18 protein-coding genes and 1 pseudogene are annotated in these 20,178 nt (G+C 62.4%); 11 read left to right on the top strand and 8 right to left on the bottom strand.

Going from position 1 to position 20,178, the window contains the following annotated elements:
• Positions 1 to 12: 12 nt before the first annotated feature.
• The 4 genes and pseudogenes from dinB to K408_RS0103180 all read right to left on the bottom strand — a co-directional run bounded on the left by dinB (position 13) and on the right by K408_RS0103180 (position 2,697).
• Positions 13 to 1,080, bottom strand: a pseudogene (gene dinB / locus K408_RS37540) (DNA polymerase IV).
• Positions 1,077 to 1,802: an SOS response-associated peptidase gene (locus tag K408_RS0103190; RefSeq protein ID WP_006022636.1), complete on the bottom strand. Its 726-nt coding sequence runs from the start codon at positions 1,800 to 1,802 to the stop codon at positions 1,077 to 1,079. The pseudogene dinB and the gene K408_RS0103190 overlap by 4 nt, the downstream one beginning before the upstream one ends.
• Positions 1,803 to 1,805: 3 nt before the next feature.
• On the bottom strand, positions 1,806 to 2,255 hold the full coding sequence (locus K408_RS0103185) for a hypothetical protein (protein WP_006022635.1): 450 nt from the start codon (positions 2,253 to 2,255) through the stop codon (positions 1,806 to 1,808).
• A gap of 46 nt (positions 2,256 to 2,301) precedes the next feature.
• Positions 2,302 to 2,697 (bottom strand): hypothetical protein, encoded by a 396-nt coding sequence (locus K408_RS0103180; protein ID WP_024337238.1) that lies wholly within the window; start codon positions 2,695 to 2,697, stop codon positions 2,302 to 2,304.
• Positions 2,698 to 2,842: 145 nt separating this feature from the next.
• Between K408_RS0103180 and ku the strand changes: the two genes are divergently transcribed.
• The 3 genes from ku to K408_RS0103165 all read left to right on the top strand — a co-directional run bounded on the left by ku (position 2,843) and on the right by K408_RS0103165 (position 5,027).
• On the top strand, positions 2,843 to 3,775 hold the full coding sequence (ku, locus tag K408_RS0103175; RefSeq protein WP_006022633.1) for a non-homologous end joining protein Ku: 933 nt from the start codon (positions 2,843 to 2,845) through the stop codon (positions 3,773 to 3,775).
• A gap of 284 nt (positions 3,776 to 4,059) precedes the next feature.
• Positions 4,060 to 4,566, top strand: a complete 507-nt coding sequence (locus K408_RS0103170) for an NUDIX hydrolase (RefSeq protein ID WP_028145790.1) — start codon at positions 4,060 to 4,062, stop codon at positions 4,564 to 4,566.
• Positions 4,563 to 5,027: a metallophosphoesterase family protein gene (locus tag K408_RS0103165; RefSeq protein ID WP_006022631.1), complete on the top strand. Its 465-nt coding sequence runs from the start codon at positions 4,563 to 4,565 to the stop codon at positions 5,025 to 5,027. The genes K408_RS0103170 and K408_RS0103165 overlap by 4 nt, the downstream gene beginning before the upstream one ends.
• Positions 5,028 to 5,079: 52 nt before the next feature.
• Here K408_RS0103165 and ligD (K408_RS0103160) read toward each other — a convergent pair whose 3' ends face one another.
• Entirely contained in the window at positions 5,080 to 6,027 is a 948-nt protein-coding gene (gene ligD, locus K408_RS0103160; protein ID WP_006022630.1) for a non-homologous end-joining DNA ligase, read from the bottom strand.
• 138 nt (positions 6,028 to 6,165) lie between these two features.
• Here ligD (K408_RS0103160) and K408_RS0103155 point away from each other — a divergent pair, with 138 nt between their 5' ends.
• Entirely contained in the window at positions 6,166 to 6,768 is a 603-nt protein-coding gene (locus K408_RS0103155) for a hypothetical protein (RefSeq protein ID WP_006022629.1), read from the top strand.
• 95 nt (positions 6,769 to 6,863) lie between these two features.
• Here K408_RS0103155 and K408_RS0103150 read toward each other — a convergent pair whose 3' ends face one another.
• A complete protein-coding gene (locus tag K408_RS0103150; protein WP_006022628.1) occupies positions 6,864 to 7,067 on the bottom strand; it encodes a hypothetical protein in 204 nt (67 codons plus the stop codon).
• Positions 7,068 to 7,420: 353 nt separating this feature from the next.
• Entirely contained in the window at positions 7,421 to 8,341 is a 921-nt protein-coding gene (gene ligD, locus K408_RS0103140; protein ID WP_006022626.1) for a non-homologous end-joining DNA ligase, read from the bottom strand.
• Between the two features lie 104 nt (positions 8,342 to 8,445).
• Here ligD (K408_RS0103140) and K408_RS0103135 point away from each other — a divergent pair, with 104 nt between their 5' ends.
• Entirely contained in the window at positions 8,446 to 8,634 is a 189-nt protein-coding gene (locus tag K408_RS0103135) for a DUF3606 domain-containing protein (RefSeq protein WP_006022625.1), read from the top strand.
• Positions 8,635 to 8,659: 25 nt separating this feature from the next.
• Here the strand turns inward: K408_RS0103135 and K408_RS37535 are convergent, their stop codons facing one another.
• Complete coding sequence (locus K408_RS37535; protein ID WP_006022624.1) at positions 8,660 to 8,938, bottom strand: hypothetical protein; 279 nt, start codon at positions 8,936 to 8,938, stop codon at positions 8,660 to 8,662.
• Positions 8,939 to 9,509: 571 nt separating this feature from the next.
• Between K408_RS37535 and K408_RS0103125 the strand changes: the two genes are divergently transcribed.
• From K408_RS0103125 to K408_RS0103100, 6 genes are all read left to right on the top strand, one after another.
• Positions 9,510 to 10,472, top strand: coding sequence for an ArdC family protein (locus tag K408_RS0103125; protein WP_024337240.1), 963 nt, complete (start codon positions 9,510 to 9,512; stop codon positions 10,470 to 10,472).
• Positions 10,473 to 10,569: 97 nt separating this feature from the next.
• On the top strand, positions 10,570 to 12,684 hold the full coding sequence (locus K408_RS42615; protein ID WP_006018709.1) for a ParB/RepB/Spo0J family partition protein: 2,115 nt from the start codon (positions 10,570 to 10,572) through the stop codon (positions 12,682 to 12,684).
• Positions 12,685 to 12,870: 186 nt separating this feature from the next.
• Positions 12,871 to 17,190 carry a bifunctional class I SAM-dependent methyltransferase/DEAD/DEAH box helicase gene (locus tag K408_RS0103115; RefSeq protein WP_006018710.1) on the top strand — a complete coding sequence of 1,440 codons (4,320 nt, stop codon included), beginning with the start codon at positions 12,871 to 12,873 and terminating at the stop codon, positions 17,188 to 17,190.
• Positions 17,190 to 18,251 carry a DUF7146 domain-containing protein gene (locus K408_RS0103110; protein ID WP_006018711.1) on the top strand — a complete coding sequence of 354 codons (1,062 nt, stop codon included), beginning with the start codon at positions 17,190 to 17,192 and terminating at the stop codon, positions 18,249 to 18,251. The genes K408_RS0103115 and K408_RS0103110 overlap by 1 nt, the downstream gene beginning before the upstream one ends.
• A gap of 339 nt (positions 18,252 to 18,590) precedes the next feature.
• Positions 18,591 to 19,514 (top strand): DUF2493 domain-containing protein, encoded by a 924-nt coding sequence (locus K408_RS0103105; protein ID WP_006018712.1) that lies wholly within the window; start codon positions 18,591 to 18,593, stop codon positions 19,512 to 19,514.
• A 140-nt stretch (positions 19,515 to 19,654) separates the two neighbouring features.
• Positions 19,655 to 20,104 (top strand): hypothetical protein, encoded by a 450-nt coding sequence (locus K408_RS0103100; protein WP_006018713.1) that lies wholly within the window; start codon positions 19,655 to 19,657, stop codon positions 20,102 to 20,104.
• Positions 20,105 to 20,178: the final 74 nt, after the last annotated feature.

Genomic DNA, 20,178 nt, shown 5'->3' with positions numbered 1-20,178 from the left:
GGCAATTGATCATCATCGAGCCCTGACCCAACAAACCCCCGAAACAGAGATACCGATTAACCGGATCGGCCTCTTTGGCGGCATAAGTTGCGCTAATAGTTCAAGAGCCAGGCTAGAGAGATCGTCCGCGGTGTCGTTCATGCGTACGGACGTGCTGCGAGTGATCAGCTCGAAATCTGAAAAGGATCGCCGTTTGGCCTCGCGCGCCCGTCGCCTCGCAGTGTTGCCGGACCTTGTCGACCAGTGGGCGCAGTTCGATGGTCAGCGCTTCGTGGTCTGCCAAGTCCCGCGAAACGTGCTTTCGGCGCCGACGGACCTTCGGATTCGGTTGGCACGGACAGGACGCTCGTCAATCCCCCGCGAGATCCAGTAATAATACGCCCCAGCTTTCCCAAAATTGGCGTTCATGAACTCGAGCGACTGATTGCGCATATTCATGCCGGTGAAGATGCCAAGGCCATGCATCTTCGCACTGGTCGCCGGTCCGATTCAATGGAATTTGCCGACTGGGAGATCCTGAACGAAGCTCGGCCTCATCTTTGGCGTGATCACGAACTGTCCGTTGGGCTTCCGTTGGTCGGACGCAAGTTTTGCCAGGAACTTATTGTAAGAGATGCCGGCAGACGCGGTCAGGCCTGTCTCGCTCAGGATCTTGACTCTAATCAAGGTCGCGATCTCTGTCGCGATTGGGAGGCCTTGGATGTTCTCGGTGACATCTAGGTAGGCCTCATCTAACGACAGGGGCTCAATGACGTCAGAATGCTCCGCGAAGATTGTCCGGACGTGTCGAGAGACCTCCTTGTAGACTTCGAAGCGCGGCGGCTTTACGAAAATTAGCTCTTTGCATTGCCGTTTGGCTGTCACTGACGGCAATGCCGACCTAACTCCAAACTTTCGCGCCTCATAGCTCGCTGCAGCTACGACACCGCGCTCTTTCGATCCCGCCCACAGCGACTGGCTTGCCACGCAAGTCCGGATTGTCCCGCTGCTCCACTGATGCGTAGAAGATGTCTATATCGACAGAATGATCTTGCGCTGATGCGGTGCTGGCCCCGTTTGGTAGTCGGTCTCGTCCGTCACGTCGTCGGCCCTATTGGGTCTTCCTTGACGCCGCGAGCGACGACCCGGAGGCTTCCGTCCGGAAGCGGCCTTTGCAATTTCAGTACTTCGTCCGCAGGGGCCGTCATCCAGGTCTCGACTTCATCTGGCGTTGTCAGGATCACCGGCATCGCCTTGGGGTGGATGGCGCCGACCTCGGCGTTGGGCTCCGTCGTGAGGAACGCGTAGAGGTCGTTGGTCGTCTCGCCTTCCTTGACCTTCCGGACGGACGTCCAGTTGGTCCAGATACCGGCGAAGCAGGCGAGGGGACGTGTCTCATCGAGCGCGAACCAGATATCACCGCCCTCGGCCTTGTTGAACTCGCTGAACGAGTTGAACGGCACCACGCAGCGATTTTCAGTCCCCAGCCATCGCGTCCAGTGCTTGCTCTTCACATTGCGGATGTTGGTCGTGCCGCCGTCCGGCTCCATTCGCAGCAATTCCTTGAAATCCACTGCCTTGCCCTTGGCCTGCAGCTTCTCGGCTCGCTTCTTCGTGGCGTCCATCAGCGCCTTTGATGACGACGGCATTCCCCATCGCGCCGTAGCGAGCTCGCGGCCCTCCACTCCGTTGCGCACGATCGGTGCCTTGTAGTCGGGAAAATCCCCCGGCATCGGCGCCAGATTTCCAACGTATCGGTTGACAACGCGGAACAGCGCGTTGATCGCGGCTTGATTGGTCGTGATCGAATAAAGATTGCACATCGGTCAGGATTCGGCTCGAGGGTGGCGCGGCTGCCAGGTCAACTGTAGCAGAGTCGCGGATGGACGCCGGCCGGCCTTGGCACATTTGCGACAGCGCAGCCGGCTGGCGAGATCGTGCACGAAGGTGGTCGGCGGGTGCTTCATCGCGGCCAGGTCGACATCGCTCGGCGTCTTGCAGCGCGCGCACCTGATCTCCAGCCAGGGGAAGCCTCCATTTACGGCCTGATCGATGGTCGGCGACGGATCGATCGGTTCGCCGTCACTCCACATCCGCTCGTTCCAGCTTTCGCAAAGCAGCCTGTCGGCTTGCTGGATCATCGCCCCGCCTTTGGCCCGCATCTCCGCCGATTGGGTCGCCAGCATGCTGGCCATCGCGCGTGCCTTGCCGAGCTCTTTCGCCAGAGCCTTGCGATCGCCGCCCGACAAGGGCGTAGGGTGATACTTCGGGGCCATCCAGACATCCAGGCGCAAAGAGATCGGATCGGCAAATCCAGAGCGGCTACGGCGTCTCGAACGCTGGCCAGCACCCGTCTTCTTCATGCCTGCCGGTGCGCTGCCGGCAGGTATTGTCGAGCAGCCGCTGCGCGACGTCCTTCCAGAGCGCGTTGGCGCCATACAGTCGAACGGCATCAGCGGTCTGGATTTCCACGGTCCGCTCGCAGCGGCGGCAGGAGACGCGCAGCACGTGACGCTGAATCTCGGAAAGACGTCGCTGCCGCATCTGAGCCCCGGTCGTGCCGGCGCGTGCGTCTTTCAGGACCGATTCCCAATATTCGGCCGGGAGGGGGGCATCTGGACCCGCAGCGGGCGGCGCTCGTCTGCGGTCGGCTTCAGCGGCCAATTTTTCCATCTGTTTCGGGGTCGGCATGCGCCAGCTCGCGGGTCGGTCGGTCATGCCCGAATTAGAACATAACAAGAACAAATGTCGAGTCCGGCCAGGCAGGCCGATGAGAAAAATCCCGCTGTGGGGCGGGTCGCGATGTCGGAACCAAGCCCGGTCGTTCGTCTTTAATCCGGCATCAGTAATGGAGTTCCCCGCGATGGCCCCCCGCGCCAACTGGAAAGGCTTCCTGCGTCTTTCCCTCGTCACCTGTCCGGTTGCGCTCTATCCGGCCACGTCGGAATCCGAAAAGGTCTCGTTCAACCAGCTGAATCGAAAGACCGGCCATCGGATCAAGTACGCTAAGGTGGATGCCGATACCGGCGAGGAGGTCGACAACGAGGACATCGTCAAAGGCTACAAGGTCGACACGGACACCTTCATCGAGGTGACGAAGGAGGAGCTAGAGAACGTCGCACTGGAATCAACGCGAACGATCGAAATCGACGAGTTCGTCGACCGCAGCGAGATCGATCCGCGATATCTCATTCGCCCCTACTATCTGCGTCCCGACGGTAAAGTCGGGCACGATGCTTTCGCCGTTATTCGGGAAACCATCCGCGAGATGAACAAGGTCGCGATCGGCCGTGTGGTGCTGACCAATCGCGAGCACATCATCGCGCTGGAGCCGTTGGACAAGGGCCTGATGGGAACGCTACTGCGCTATCCTTACGAAGTCCGTTCAGCTGATGAGTATTTCGACGACATTCAGGATGTCAAAGTCACCAAGGACATGCTTGATCTCGCCAAGCACATCGTCAATCAGAAGGCGGGCCATTTCGAGCCGGACAAGTTCGAAGACCAATACGAAACCGCCCTCATCGAACTGATCAATCAGAAGCGCGCCGGCAAACCCATCACCGCGAAAGCGCGTCCCCGCGGCGAGAACGTGGTGGACCTGATCGACGCGCTGCGAAAGAGCATCGGAAGAGAGGGCGCCTCAGCGACAGAGGCACCCAAGAAATCAGGAAAAAAGCCGCGCAAGGCGGCGGCCGGGCAGAAGGAAATGCTGATGCCGATCGCAGGCAAGAAGCCGGCGAAGGAGGCCGCGGCGAAAAAGCCGGCGGCCAAGCCGCAGCGGAAGTCGGCTTAGGTGTCGTGAAGCATCCGGTGACGCCGGACGGCACTCCTTCGTCGTCCGTGGCAGGCTCTGGCGAATGGCAAATCCGTCTCAACGAGGTCACGCGAGATCATCTCGTCGCCGTCTAATGGCGACCCGGCGGGTAGGTGCGTGCGCCAGGAAGGCGGCCGAGCGCGAGGCCGAAGTAACGGTGCATAGGACCGCGGACGAAGCTAAGCAGGCGCTTGGCGAACGCGGTCCCGTATGGCGGGACGACGGCTCGCCGGCTCTCGATTGCTCTGCAAAGTAGGAGCCATATGGCTGCGGTGAAAAAGACTTCCAGGAGATCGACCTTGAGCGCGGGCATTCTCGCATACCGCAAGGGAGGAGCTCGGGGGCTCGAGGTTCTGCTCGTTCATCCCGGCGGTCCGTTCTGGCGTGAGAAGGATGATGGCGCCTGGTCCATTCCAAAGGGCGAAATCGATGCCAATGATGTTCCGGAGAACGTTGCTCAACGAGAATTTGCCGAAGAACTCGGCCCGAGCGCTTCGATTGGTCCACTCCAGGCGCTGGGGGAGGTCCGACAGCGAGGAGGCAAGCGCGTCATCGCATTCGGCGGCGAGGGACACTTTGATCCGGCAGCACTGACCAGCAATACCTTCGATGTCGAATGGCCGCCTCGAAGCGGTCGACGGCAGAGCTTTCCCGAAGTCGACCGCGCGGAATGGTTTGATATCGAGTTAGCGCGGACCAAGATGCTGTCCGCTCAGGTAGAGTTTCTCGATCGTCTTTTGGCGATCTCGGCTGAGAGCGTCGGGAAATGATGTTCAGGATTGGAGTCATTTCGGACACGCACGGCCTGTTGAGGTCCGAGGCGGAGCGAGGCCTGACGGGCGTCGATCACATCATTCATGCCGGCGACATGGGACGCCCCGAGATCGTCGACGCGCTTCGCCGGATCGCACCCGTCACGGCCGTTCGTGGAAACGTGGACAGTGGCAAGTGGGCTCGCGACTACCCCGACACGAAACTCGTCCGTCTGGCAGGTAAGTCGATCTACGTTCTGCACGACCTGAAGACGCTGAAGACCGATCTCGGCGCCGGCTTCGACGTCATCGTCTCCGGGCATTCCCACGTACCGAAGATCGACACGGTCGGTGGCATTCTCTACCTGAATCCCGGCAGCGCGGGACCTCGGCGTTTCAAGCTGCCGATCACGTTTGCGACGCTCGAACTCACGCCTGACGGCATGCGACCGGAAATCCACGACCTTGGAGGCGAGTGAGTGTCGGCGGAGAGTGCATCAATCCTTTTTGCCGGCTTTCGCCGAAGGGAAGCTACTTGCGCGGACGTTCTCGCTCACGCACGACATCCTTCGCCCGCTTGTCGGACCTGAGCCCGAGGTAGACGGGCTGGCGCAGTTCGCCCTTGCTCGTCCACTGCGCAAATTTGACCTCGGCGACCAACGAGGGCTTGACCCAGGTCGTGGCGGCCTCGTCCTTCACTTTGGCAGGGAAGGGTGATTTCGGGATCGTCAGCTTCACGAGCTTGGCGTGGAGGTCTTCCAGGACCTTGTGGCTGAAGCCAGTGCCAACATGTCCGATATAGCGCCATGTGTCGTCTTCCCGCACGGCGAGGACCAGGGCGCCGAAGTATGGTCTTGTACGCCTCGGCGCCGTGAAGCCCGCGATCACCACTTCCTGCCGCTTTGCTGTCTTGATCTTCAGCCAATCCGCCGTCCGGCTTCCGGACGCATACGCGCTGTCGGCGCGCTTCGCCATGACGCCTTCCAGACCCTTCCGCTCGGCCTCGGCGAAGAATTTCATGCCGTTCGCTTTGCGGTGATGGCTGAAGGCGATCAACTTGTCGCGCGGCAGTATTGCCTTCAACCGCTTCTTCCGCTCGAGGAGGGGGTGGTTGCGCAAGTCCGCTGCGTTCTCAAACATGAGATCGAAGGCGCAGTACAGCAGCTTCGCCTCATGGCGCAGCGCGTTTTGAAGCAACTGGAAATGTGAGACGCCATCCTTACCGATCGCGACAAGCTCACCATCGATCACGGCGTCGCCCTTCACGCCCTCCAGCGCTTTGGCGACCTCAATATAGCTGCGGCTGATTATCTTGCCGTTGCGGCTGTAGAGCGCAACTTTGCCCCGCCGGATTTCCGCGATCATCCGGAAGCCGTCGTACTTGTCCTCGAAAACCCAGCTGGGGTCGTCGAACGGCGCCTCGGTAAGCGTAGCAAGCATCGGCTGCAGGCGCTTGGGCAGGGTCGACATCCGGCTCATTCAAGGCCAATCCTTAAGAGCGCGTTGCGAAATGCATGGACGTCCTTCAAGGATTGGGGAACGCTTCGGGGCCGCGTCGTGTTCCGCAGGCATGGTGGCGTGCGAGACGTTGACGATCGACGAGGGCGGATCAGACCGATGGCCAGAAAACTGAAGACCTATCAGACCTCGCTGGGCTTCTTCGATCTGGCGATCGCCGCTCCCTCCATGAAAGCGGCCCTCGAAGCCTGGGGCGCTGACAGCAATCTCTTCCACCAGGGCGCGGCGAAGGAAAGCGACGATCCGGACGTCATCGAGGCGACTATGGCTGCGCCGGGCATCGTTCTGAAGAGACCCGTCGGCTCCAACGGGCCATTCAGGGAGCATGCCGAGCTACCTACCGACCTTGCCAGCGGCAGCTCAAAGAAGACAGGCCGCCGTCAACCGCGGAAGCCTTCTAAGCGGGCCCACGACGATGCGGCCGACCGGAAGGCTGCACTTGCTTTAGAGAAGGAGCAGATGCAACGGGAGCGCGAACGTGCCAAGGAGGAGGCCGTCCGGCAGAAGGAGCGTGAGCGACGGCAGCACGCCGTCGACAAGGCGCAAAGTGCCTTGGACGCGGCCCGTCGCAAGCACGAAGAAAAGGCCGCTGACATTCAACAACAGCTCGAAGTTCTTGAGGAAAGCGCGCGGGACGAGGAAGCGCGTTGGGAAAAGGAGAAGGCCCGGTTGGAAGTCGCGTTACGACGCGCGCGAGGCTAGGTCTCAAAGTGCGACCATCTCGTGTCTTAGCGTTGACGCCTGATTTGCCGCCGAGACCGGAAATTGCCAGACTCTAAACTGCCAAGTCGCGAGCCTTAGCAGTTGCGCTCTTCCCGCAAGATGCGCTCCAGATCATCCTCGAAGATATTTTGCGTTGCTTCAAAGAGAGCCAGGAGCTTCAGAGCTTCTGCGATGTTTGCGCCACCCTTGCGGACCATCCGTTGCTGCCTTTCGACGATCTGACGTCCTTTGGCAACATGGTGACGGGCAAGGATGACACGTTCGGAATAATGAGACATTGGTGGCTCCTGCTGCAGGCGGGAGCGCGATTGGTCTCTCAGTCACCGGTGCCCGCGGGCAGAGTGCCTTTGCCGGTGATGACCAGATCATACTCCGTTTCGCGAATTCGGACACTGTCCAATTCAAGCAGGTCAATCTTGAATGGTGGGTCTCGAGCGGGCGCGCTCAGACTGGGCGCTCGCTGGTAACTATCGGTCGGAAACCGCCCGCCCTGCGGCCTCATTGACCTTTGCGCGGTCCCGCCTGTCCTCCGGAGACAGCTCCATAACCGCTCGATGGAGCTCCGCAGGGATCGTCAGCGGACTATCGAGCGGCTTTTCCGCCCACTCCCAGAAGCGGTCAAAGGCATCCATTACAGATCCTCCCGAAGCCCCCTGAAGAAGGGATGACGGACTTTTCCCTCCGCTGATTTTGCACGGTACTCTATCTCGGCCAGCAGCTTGGGCTCGACCCAGATTCCTTTGTGCGCAATCCGCTTTGCATAAGGCTGCGTCTTGCGGATCAGCGGCTTCAGACGCTTCTGAAGGTCGGCGGCTGATGCCTTGTCGAATCCATGGTCCACCTTCCCGGCGTATATTAGATCGTCGCCCTTACGCCGGCCGACGTAGATGCCGTCCCACTTCGTTCCATCGAGCGCGAAACCCGCAATAGTCAGGGTCTCACGCTGCACGCAGGTCTTCTTGACCCAGTCATTCGTGCGTCCGGCCGGATAGGCGCCGTCCCGGACCTTCGAGACGACACCTTCGAGGCCAAGCTTGCAGGCGTGCGCAAACATCTCGCGGCCGTCTATCGCGAAGCTTTCGCTGAACTGGATGTCGGTGCCGGTCAGGATCTTCTTGAGTTCGGCCTTGCGCTGAAAAAGCGGTAGCTTCCGGATATCTCGGCCGTTCAGATAGAGCAGATCGAACGCCACGAGCACGATGCTCCTCGACTTACCCTTGAGCTCGTTCTGCAGGACCGAGAAGTCGGTCGTGCCATCGGCAGCTGGCACCACGATCTCGCCGTCCACCACCGCAGAGTTCGCCTTGATCCGCCAGGCGTCATGAGCGACCTTCTTGAAGCGGTGCGTCCAATCGTGGCCGCGCCGGGTGGAGATCTTCGCCGTCTCGTTGGCCAGATGGACCTGAACACGGTAGCCGTCGAACTTGATTTCGTGGATCCAGCGCTCTCCCGACGGCACTTTCTCTGTCGAGGATGCCAGGGCCGGTTCGATGAAGGCGGGGAAAGGCGCCTTGACGCCGATAGCCGCCGGCTTGTTACGCTGAAACGCCACTGAAGAACTCCACGCTACAGCCGATTCAAATTGGCACAGTTCGAATCGTTCCGGAACCTGCGAATCCCTGTCGCGTTGCTTCGATGTCCCAACAGGAGGCACCGATGGCGGCAGCGAAGAAGAGCAAAACGGCGCGCGGACGAAAGCAGGACCGGGCGCGGGTGGCAGGCGGGCAGGACTACGAAGTGCAGTACGAGGCGAAGAAGACCGGAAAGTCGGCGCCGGCGGTGAAAAAGGCCGTCAAAAAGGTCGGCAACGCGCGCAAGCGGGTGGAGAAACGGCTAGGCCGCTGAGTAGCAGACGGGTCGGCGTCGGTGCTTAGCGCGGGTCCTCCTCGTCAGGGGGGCATTCTGGGCAGGTATCGCCAATCGAGTCGAGCACGTCGTGAAGCGCGGCCTCCGCGGCTTGACGGGAGACGTCTGCTGGCGGGTCTCGACGGGCAATATCGAAGGCTCGCTCTCGTGCATGCGGATCGGCGCGGTCCTGCATCCAACCATGCTCTTCGCATTCGCGGATGGCGCCCGCTTCCTGGAGCACGTGGATCGCCCAACCCTGCAGTGTCCGTATCGCCGGCCTTCGCTCACTGGTCATCAGCATTGAATAACTCCGAATACACGAATCTAGTGGTCCGCCGTTTGTTCCGGCTGCTAACACAAGGCTGGGATTCTCAGTCAGCAGAGGACAAGGTTTTCGCCCGTTCTGAGACCACTGTGAAATTGCCAGGCTGTTCTCGCAGGATTGCCAGCATCACTTTCGCTCAAGTCTTTTAGTGGTTGTGCGCGTGCGGCCAGGGCCGCACCGGGCTCTCGTGAACCGAGCCGCGCCGCGTCTCGGCCTGCGGCTTCGATCCCTCGCGCCAGAGCTTTGGTGCTCCTCGCCGGGGGCACTCGGAAAAGGGGCTCGCCTGCGGCGATCGTTATCACTGCCCCGTTCCCGGGTGCCCTTTTAACCGGTCTCGTCGCTGCACTCGGTCCCGCGTGCCGCCTTCGGCGTCGCTATGCTCACGCTCCTGCGGGTGCCATTTCTCTTGGGGCGATGCGCCCCTGGCGCACGCCGGATCAGGCCTGCGGCCTAAGGCAAGAAGCTGAGAGTAAGAGTGCAGGCTGGTTTTCCGTGACGGGTTACAATCTGCGAGAGAGGCTCGCGGTGCCCGTCGCGGAGACCCGCGATGTCAAACCCTAATGCTTGCGCGCGCGCCGGCCAGGACCGGGCGAACCTCTACAACGAAATCACCGACAAGATCATCGCCGAGCTTGAGGCCGGACGCGTCCCCTGGGTTCAGCCCTGGGGTACTGCCGCGGCGAAAGCGCCGCTGGCCATGCCGAAAAATGCGTCGACCAACCGGCAATACAGTGGTGTGAACATCCTCATCCTCTGGGGAGTCGTGATCGAACGCGGATTTACCGGTCAAAGTTGGCTCACTTTCCGCCAGGCACTCTCTCTTGGCGGCCACGTTCGCAAGGGAGAGCGCGGGACTACCGTCGTCTACGCGGATCGTTTCGTGCCGAATGATGAAAAGCGCCGCGCCGCCGAGACCGGCGAAGACGCGCAGGCGATCCCGTTCCTCAAGCGATTTACCGTTTTCAACACCGATCAGTGCGAGCAACTGCCCGACGACATTGCCACCGCTGCGCCGCCGCCGCCGGCCGGCCTCATCGAACCGACGGTCGATGCCCTGATCACGGCCAGCGGAATTCCATTTCGGATCGGTGGAGATCGCGCATTCTATGCAACAGCCGAAGACTATGTTCAGGTCCCGCCGCCGCAGGCCTATTTCGAACCCATCAACTGGCACCGTACGGCCTTGCATGAACTCGGTCATGCGACTGGGCACCCGTCGCGTCTCAATCGCGACCAGAGCGGATCCTACGGTACCAAGAAATATGCCTTCGAAGAGCTGGTCGCCGAATTGAGTTCCGCGTTCAGCTGCGCGTCGCTAGGGATCGTCCCCACCGTGCGCCATGCCGACTATATCGGCTCCTGGCTCGAAGTCCTGCGTGAAGACAATCGCGCCATCGTGCGGGCCGCCTCGCAGGCGAGCAAGGCCGCGGACTATTTGCTCGGTTTCGTTCCCGGGTCCATTGAGCCCGCATCGCTGGATTCGGCTGTCGCCGATCACGAGACGGCGTGATGCCTGGCCTCGCGCGAGAGTGAGAGGAGGGGAGGCTGTTCGCGACGGGTTGGAAGCCGAGAGAGAGTCTCACGGCCACCCGTCGTGGAGAGCCAAAATGACGAAAGCCGTACAAAAGATCACGCTGTCCCCTTCTCGGGACATTCCCTTCAACAAGCTCGTGCTCGGCCAGTCGAACGTTCGCCGCGTCAAGGCCGGTGTCTCGATCGAGCAGCTAGCCGAGAGCATCGCGCAGCGTACGCTTCTGCAAGGTCTGAGTGTCCGGGCCGTCGTCGATGCAGATGGCAACGAGACCGGCATGTTCGAGGTGCCAGCGGGCGGCAGGCGCTATCGCGCTCTCGAGCTCCTGGTAAAACAGAAGCGGATGTCAAAGACGCAGGCGGTGCCGTGCGTTGTGCGTGAAGGGGGCATCGCCGAGGACGATTCGGTGGCGGAGAACGATGAGCGGGTCGGCCTGCATCCGCTTGATCAGTTTAGGGCCTTCCAGACACTCCGCGATCTCGGCATGAGCGAGGAAGACATTGCCGCGCGTCATTTCGTGAACCCTGCAATCGTCAAGCAGCGCCTGCGCCTGGCGTCGGTCTCGCCAAAGCTGCATGAGGTCTATGCCGAAGACGGCATGACCCTCGAGCAGCTCATGGCGTTCTCGGTCACGGCCGATCACGCCCGCCAGGAGCAAGTCTGGGAGAATGTCAGCCGCTCCGGTTATGACGAGCCATACCAGATCCGCCGGCTGCTCACGGAGAACACCGTGCGCGGTTCCGATCCCCGGGCCCAATTTGTGGGCCTCGATGCCTATCAGAGCGCGGGTGGCGGCGTTCTGCGGGATCTGTTCGAGCACGACGACGGCGGCTGGCTTCAGGACGTCGTCTTGCTCGACCGCCTCGTAACCGAGAAGCTCAAGGCCGAAGCTGAGACGATTGCTGCCGAAGGCTGGAAGTGGATCTCGGTCGCCGTAGATTTCCCCTACGGTCACACTCAAGGCCTACGACAAATCGAAGGCAAGCCCGTCGATCTCTCGCCTGAGGAGCAGGCCACCATCGATGCGCTGAACGCCGAGCAAGCCAAGCTGGAAGTCGACTACCGGGATGCCGACGAGTTGCCCGACGAGGTCGATCAGCGTCTCGGCGAAATCGAGTCGGCCCTGGCTGCATTCGAAGACCGGCCGATGCTTTACGAACCGGCGGAGATCGCCCGAGCTGGTGTCTTCATCAGCATCGACTCCGAAGGACGCCTCGCCGTGGACCGGGGTTACGTCCGGCCGGAGGACGAGGTGCCGGCAACTGATCCTGATGTCGGGCAGGGCGCCGATGCGTCGTCGACCGAAGGTCTTGAAGTGGGCCCTTCCGTCCAGCGCACGGTCATCGCGGTCGCAGGCGGCGCTGCTGATGCCGAGGAGGATGATGAGGACGCGACCAAACCTTTGCCGGATCGTCTCATCATCGAGTTGACGGCGCATCGTACACTGACATTGCGTGATGCGTTGGCGGGAAATCCAGCGGTCGCGTTCCAGGCAGTTCTGCATAACTTCGTGCTGACGGCCTTTTACCGGTTCGCATCGTCCGGGAGCTGTCTTGAGATCAGCCTTCGCACGCCGAACTTTCCCGCCCAAGCTCCGGGGCTGAGGGAAAGCGTCTCGGCCAAAGCAGTCGAGGCGCGACATGAGGTCTGGAAGGCACGGTTGCCAAAGAGCGAGAACGATCTCTGGGATGCGCTGACGGCTCTCGATGGTGGTGCACAGGCGTCGCTGTTCGCCCACTGTGCGTCGTTTGCGGTCAACGCCGTCCATGAGCCAGCCAATCGCTACAATCAGGGTCGCGTCTCCGCCCATGGCGTTCGCACGCGTCTCGACCAGGCCGATGTGCTGGCGCGCGCGGTCGGGCTCGACATGGTGCAGGCCGGCTGGCGACCGACCGTCGACAACTATCTCGGCCGGGTTACCAAGCCGCGTATTCTGGATGCCGTGCGGCAGGCCAAGGGCGAGTCGTCGGCGCAACTGATCGACCATCTGAAGAAGGCCGACATGGCCAAGGAGGCTGAACGACTTCTGGATGGCTCGGGTTGGTTGCCGGAGCCGTTGCGTCTCCTCGATCCCGATGCGGCGTCAGAGCAGGAGAGCGAGGCGGGCCGGCTGCCCGAATTCCTCGCCGACGAGGAGGATCAGGAGACCGCCGCCGACGAAGATCCGCAACATCTCGACGCGGCTGAGTGATCATCACAGAGCGGGGCGGCTTTGGCCGTCCCGCGGTTGCTTGGGGACCGGTGTGTAGCGCTGGTCCCCATTCTTATTGGGAACGGCGGAGAGTGAGAGTCGGGCCGGGAAGGGTTTGAGCCGTCGGGGGCAAAGGAGAGCGCCTGATGGTTCGACCCATTCCTGCTCTCCGAAAGAATTCCTGCCATGACCGAATCTCTTGCCGGCGGCATCGCCACGCCGCTCTCCATGCGTGCCGCTGCAAATCTCACCTCTGCCGCTGTCAGGGCCGCGCGACAGGTCCTGACCGAGCTCGAACGCGGCCGTCGCATCGATGCCGCTGTTCTGCGTAGCGCCATGGAGTCTGCCTTTGGCGCCTCGGACACGGCCGGCGTTTGGAATTGGAAGACCGCCTATGACGTCTGCGAGGCGGCAGCCGTTCTGTTCCTTCGCAAGTTCGGCCCCGCGATGCGTGCCAAGGCTGGGTCGACGGCAGCAATGCTGCCGATGCTCACGAAGATCGCTAGCTGTCTGCCGACCCACACGCGGCGTTCCGAGGACAGCCAGGCGCTTCAGCAATTCTCGACGCCGATCCCGCTTGGGCTGGCCGCATGCGCCGCGGCTGGCATTACGCCGGCCGATCGCGTTCTTGAGCCTTCTGCTGGGACCGGTTTGCTCGCCGTCTTTGCCGAGCTCGCCGGCGGCGTTCTGGTCTTGAACGAGTTGGCCGAGGCCCGCGCGGCGCTGCTCGATCATCTCTTCGCAGGCGTTAAGGTCTCGCGGTTCGATGCTGCACAGATCGACGACCACCTCGACGCGAGTGTCGTGCCGAGCGTCGTTCTGATGAACCCGCCGTTCTCGGCATTGACGAACGTAGACCGACGGATGACGGATGCGGCTCTCCGTCACATCGCTTCAGCGCTCGCGCGTCTTGGCGACGGTGGACGCCTTGTCGCCATCACTGGCGCCAGCTTCGCACCGGATAACCCGGCATGGCGAGAAGCCTTTGTGCGGCTCCAGGAACGCGGGCAGGTAGCGTTTTCTGCGGCGATCGACGGCGCCATCTACGCGAAGCACGGAACACAAATCGACACACGGCTGCTTGTGATCGACAAGCTGCCCGCTGCCGATCCGACGGCTTTTCCGGCTTCGCCAGGCATGGCGGCCGACGTCGCTACCTTGCTCGACTGGGTGAACCAGCATGTGCCTCCAAGGCTGCCCGTCGCCATATCACCGGAGATCGTCGCTATCGAGCGGCCGGCTATGTCGCGATCGCTGGGCGCCGTTGCACCACGCTCATCGTCTTCTTCGAGAGACGCCGCGCCAGAAGGCGTCGAACTTACATACGAAACGGTCGAATGGTCGCCGCCGGAAGGCACCCGGCTCACCGATGCCCTTTACGAGGAATACGGATTGCAATCGATCCGTATTCCCGGATCGTGCGCACACCCGACCAAGCTCGTGCAGTCCGCGGCGATGGCGTCCGTTGCGTCACCGAAACCATCCTATCGTCCGCACCTGCCTTCGAGTCTGGTGGCAGATGGAGTTCTGTCGGACGCCCAACTTGAGAGCGTCATCTATGCCGGCGAGGCGCATTCTGAGTTTCTCGTGGGCTCCTGGACGGTCGATGCGACCTTTGATGTTATCGCCGCCGCGCGCGATGACGCAGAGAATGCCGTCCGCTTTCGCCGCGGCTGGTTCTTGGGCGATGGCACCGGCGCGGGCAAGGGCCGGCAGGTCGCCGGGATTCTGCTCGACAACTGGCTCAAGGGCCGCCGACGTGCCGTCTGGGTCAGCAAATCCGACAAGCTGATCGAGGACGCGCAGCGCGATTGGTCCGCGCTCGGGATGGAGCGCCTGCTCGTTACGCCCTTGTCCCGGTTTCGCCAGGGCACCCGGATCCGGCTTGCGGAAGGCGTCCTATTTACCACCTACGCCACGCTACGGACCGACGAGCGTGGCGAGAAGCTTTCGCGCGTCAGGCAGATCGTCGAATGGTTGGGCTCGGACTTCGACGGAGTGATCGTCTTCGACGAGAGCCACGCCATGCAGAATGCGATCGGGGGCAAGGGCGAGCGTGGTGACCAAGCGGCCTCTCAGCAGGGGCGCGCGGGCTTGAGGCTCCAGCACGCGCTGCCGAATGCCCGCGTGGTCTATGTGTCGGCGACGGGCGCAACCACGGTCCACAATCTCGCTTATGCCCAACGCCTCGGCCTTTGGGGCGGCGCCGACTTTCCGTTCGCCACCCGTGCCGAGTTCGTCGAAGCGATCGAGGAGGGTGGGGTCGCGGCCATGGAGGTGCTGGCGCGCGACCTCAAGGCGCTCGGCCTCTACGCAGCCCGCTCGCTCTCTTACGAGGGCGTCGAGTACGAGCTTGTTGAGCACCAACTGACGCCGGAGCAGGTCCGCATTTACGACGCCTATGCCGGTGCGTTCAGCGTCATCCATAATAACCTGGACGCGGCGATGCGGGCCGCCAACATCACCGGCGCAACGGGAACGCTGAACGGGCAGGCCAAATCTGCGGCACGCTCCGCCTTCGAAAGCGCGAAGCAGCGCTTCTTCGGTCACCTCCTGACCTCGATGAAGACCCCGTCACTGATCCGTGCGATCGAGAACGATCTTGAGGCTGGGCACGCCGCGGTCATCCAGATCGTGTCGACGGGCGAAGCGCTGATGGAGCGCCGGCTCGCGGAGATTCCAACTGAAGAATGGGGCGACGTCCAGGTCGACATCACCCCGCGCGAGTATGTCCTCGACTACCTCGCCCACTCCTTCCCGGTCCAGCTCTACGAACCCTTCACCGACTCGGAAGGTAACCTCTGCTCCCGGCCTGTCTATCGCGACGGCCAGCCGGTCGAGAGCCGGGAAGCCGTCGCACGCCGTGACCGCCTCATCGAGAAGCTTGCCTCGCTGCCGCCGGTACCTGGGGCACTGGATCAGGTCATCCAGCGCTTCGGCACCGAACTGGTCGCCGAGGTGACGGGCCGCTCGCGCCGCGTCATCCGCAAGGGCGACCGGCTGGTGGTCGAAAACCGCGCAGGCTCGGCCAATCTCGCCGAGACCTCGGCCTTCATGGATGACGTCAAGCGCATCCTCGTGTTCTCCGACGCCGGCGGCACGGGGCGGAGTTACCATGCCGAACTGTCGGCGCGGAATCGCCGGTTGCGCGTCCATTACCTGCTCGAGCCCGGCTGGAAGGCCGACGCCGCGATCCAAGGCCTTGGCCGCACCAACCGGACCAACCAGGCGCAGCCGCCGCTGTTTCGTCCGATTGCGACAGACGTGAAGGCCGAGAAGCGCTTTCTCAGCACCATTGCCCGCCGGCTCGATACGTTGGGAGCCATTACGCGCGGCCAACGTCAGACCGGAGGACAGGGCCTGTTCCGGCCCGAGGACAATCTCGAAAGCCAGTATGGACGTGATGCGTTGCGTCAGCTCTACACGCTGCTCGCGCGAGGCAAGGTCGACGGTTGCTCGCTTGGGAGGTTCGAGGATGCAACCGGTCTGAAGCTCATGGATGCCAATGGGCTCAGGAATGACCTGCCGCCGATCACGACCTTTCTGAACAGGTTATTGGCGCTCACCATCGACCTCCAGAATGTGCTGTTCACCGCCTTCGAGCAGCTCTTGACCGCTCGGATCGAAGGCGCGGTTGCATCCGGCACCTACGACGTCGGGTTGGAAACACTCCGTGCCGAGAGCCTTGTCGTCACCGACCGGCGGACGATCTATGACCAGCGGGGGACCGGCGCCGAGACCCGGCTGCTCACTGTCACACAGCGCCAGCGCAATCATCCGGTGAGTCTGGATGACGCTCTTGCTCGTCTTTCCGATCGTCAGGCCGTCCTGCTGGTCAATGAGCGCTCGGGACGAGCCGCCGTGCAGGTCCCCGCGGCGAGCGTCATGCTCGATGACGGCGAGATCGAGCGGCGCGTCCGTCTGATCCGGCCGATGGATCAGCACACGGTCCCCTTGAGCATGATGGCGGAGAGCCACTGGATCGAAGCGGACCGTGGGCGCTTCGCTGCGGCCTGGGTGGCGGAGCTTGCCGAGGTGCCCCAGTTCACGGAAAGCACGATCCACGTTGTGGCGGGCTTGCTGCTCCCTATCTGGAAGCGGCTGCCGAACGAATCAACCCGCGTCTATCGGCTCCAGACCGATGCGGGCGAACGCATCATCGGACGCAAGTTTTCGGCCACATGGGTCGCAAACGTCCTTTCGAGGGACGCGCCCGCGCTGACGCCGGACGCTGCCTTTGCCGCGCTGATGGAGGGACGCACCGTCCTCGACCTCGCGGAGGAACTCCAACTTCGCCGCGTCCGGGTGATGGGCGCCTATCGCATCGAGCTGTCCGGATTCAACGACACGATACGCGATCGCCTCCGTGCTTACGGCCTCTTTGGGGAGATCATCTCCTGGAAGCTGCGCATGTTCGTACCCACGGACGCGAGCGGCATCGAGGTCCTGTCCAGGGTGCTCGACACCTATCCGGTTACGGGCGTCAGTGAGCGGGAGGCCGCGTGATGGCCGGCGATGCTTCCGAACTGGCACGCCGCCTCTCGTGCGAGGCTGAGGCGGTGTGCCGACACTATCTCTCTAATGGCAGGCGGGCGGGGCGGTACTGGCTGGTCGGCGACGTCTACAATACGCCGGGCCGCTCGTTGTTCGTGCGGCTGCACGAATCACCGAAGGGACCCGCTGGGAAATGGACCGACGCCGCGACCGGAGAACATGGTGATCTCCTCGACATCATCCGCGAAAGTCTGGCCTTGCGAGACTTTCGCGAGGTCGCCGAGGAGGCGAGGCGCTTTCTGAAGCTGCCTCGTTCCGAGGAGCAATCACTCCCGAGGCCCGTTCGTCCAGTCGCGCCGGCCGGATCGCAGGAAGCCGCTCGTCGGCTCTTTGCGATATCCAACCCGATTGAAGGGACATTAGCCGAGGCGTACTTGCAGCGTCGCGGAATTAGTTGCATCAACCATGGTGGCAGCTTGCGCTTCCATCCTCGTTGCTACTATCGACCGGATGAGCATTCGTCGACCGAAACCTGGCCGGCGATGATAGCCTGTGTCACCGACCTCGATGGACGGATCACCGGCGTGCACCGCACCTGGCTAGATCCACACGGTTTTGATCGCGTGCGGCTCGGCAAGGCTCCGATCGACACACCACGACGCGCCATGGGTGACCTGCTCGGCAACGCCGTTCGCTTCGGCGTGGTCGATGATGTGCTCGCTGCCGGCGAGGGAATCGAGACCATGCTGTCACTGCGTTACGCACTGCCGGCCCTGCCCATGGCGGCCGCGCTTTCGGCTAATCATCTCGCAGCGATGATGCTGCCATCTGGCCTGCGTCGGCTCTATATCGCCCGCGATGACGATGCTGCCGGAGATACCGTACAGGCGATTCTCACGCAGCGCGCGGTAGAGGCCGGCGTTGAAGCGATTCCGCTGTCGCCTCGGGTGGGCGATTTCAACGAAGATCTGCACATCTTTGGCCTCGAAGCCCTCCGCGCATCGTTGCGGCTTCAGCTCGTACCAGAGGACGTCGTCCGTTTGCTGCATTCGTCGTTGGCAACCGCGGAATAGCCCCGGCAATTCGATGGGCATCGACAGGTCGGTCGCGGTGCGGCCACTGCCGGGAGAGCACGCGACCACGGCCTTCTAGAGGGCGATCGGACGGCAAGCGGCTCGGACCGGCAATGGCTGCGTCCGGCTATTTTCCGCCGCGCGCCGGCGACGAGAAGACACATTAGCCATCTGGCGAGCGCGCTTTGCATCGCGAAGCAAAATAGCCCGGCCTCCGCCATCCTCCGCTGCGCTTCGGCCCTCCGCTCTGCTCCGGGTTCTGGCCCGTTCCGCCTGCCGTCTGAGTGATCGCCACGAAGGCCGCGATGGTCGCGGCCGATCCGGCAAAGGATCGCCTCCATGACCGACCACGATGACATCGAACCACCGCACGACGCATCTCCGACCGAACACGTTCTTGCCGAATTGCAGCTCTTCGGTTACCGCCCCTTCGACGACCAGCCCGATCCACGGCCGCTTCCCGACGGCAGGATCATTACCGGTGCCGTCGTCGATATCTTCGATGCCCTGGTCGCGACGTTGAGCGACACGCGGCTCGAGCCGGACCTCGACGATCTGCTCTGGTCGACCGTCAACCTGTTCCACCGAGCCGTCGACCGCATCGGTCGCCAACTCGACGACAACGAACAGGCGCAACGGAAGAGTCAGCGCGAGCAGGACGGTTCCGAAGTTCGATCCGTCGAACTCGAACGCATCACGGCGGAAGGCACCACGTTGATCGAGCGACGCAACTGCCTGGAGCTCTTCCGTGACCAAGCCATCGAACGCTTCGAGACTCACACCGGCACATTATGGCGCCCCCGATCGGGATCGCTGGTGAACCACCGCACCCTGACCGCGGCGATGATCGACTCCCGCGACTTCATCGCAGCCAAGCGCCGCGCCGAGACCGAGATCCTGCTGCCCTCAGGGCCAAAGATCGCGCTCACCGGAGGGCTCGACTTCAACGACCACCACCTCATCTGGGATCGTCTCGACAAGGTTCATGCCAAGCATCCCGACATGGTCCTGCTGCATGGCGGCTCCCCGAGGGGGGCCGAACTGATCGCCTCGAAATGGGCGAGCAACCGCAAAGTGGCCCAGATCGCCTTCAAGCCCGACTGGACGAGGCACGCCAAGGCAGCACCGTTCAAGCGCAACGATGCCATGCTCGAACTCCTGCCGATCGGCGTCATGCACTTCCCGGGCACGGGCATCCAGGACAACCTCGCCGACAAGGCGAAACGGCTCGGCATCCCGGTCTGGATGTTCGGCGGCGCATGAGCGCCGTCTGCTCAACTGAAGTCTTTGAGGCGAAATTGCTCCCGCCGCAACTCCGCCTCGTTTCAGTCTCATATCCAGAGTTGCGCCGTGGTGGTGGTGGAAGGCGCGACTGGTAGATCTATGCACATGGAGCCACCACCATGCTCGCTATTGGGCTTGTTCTCAACACACTCGGCATCGGTCTGTTCTGCTGGGCGATCATTGCGCTTGCCGTGTATGCCCTGCCGTTTTTTGTCGCACTCATTATCGGGATGATGACGTTTCACAGCGACGCCGGCCTCATTGGCGCCATGCTTATCGCGACGGCCGGCGGTGCGCTGACGCTGGTCCTCGGCCAGGTCGCCTTTGCTGTTACTCGGTCCTCGGCCTTGCGCATCGCGATCGCAACAGCATTCGCTGTTCCCGCCGCCGTCGCCGGCTATCATGTGGTGTTCGCCGTGTCCAATATCGGGGTGCCCTCGCTGGCTTGGCGTGAAGTCTTCGCTTCCTTGGGCGCGGTTTGCGTTGGCGGCACGGCGATGACGCGCTTGGTGGTTTTGGCGAAGACCCGCCCGTTCGAGCCCGATGTGGTGGTGGAGAAACCGTCCTAGCCAATTCTTACGGCCGCATGGCCCCAGGGGCGATCGCTTACCGCTGCCATGTCGAATAGCTTCGTTTCGCGTAG

The sequence above is a fragment of the Bradyrhizobium sp. in8p8 genome (assembly GCF_000426845.1).
GTDB classification, from domain to species: domain Bacteria; phylum Pseudomonadota; class Alphaproteobacteria; order Rhizobiales; family Xanthobacteraceae; genus Bradyrhizobium; species Bradyrhizobium japonicum_C.
The sequence above is the reverse complement of the archived record's forward strand: the minus strand, read 5'-3'. Positions and strand labels throughout refer to the sequence as shown.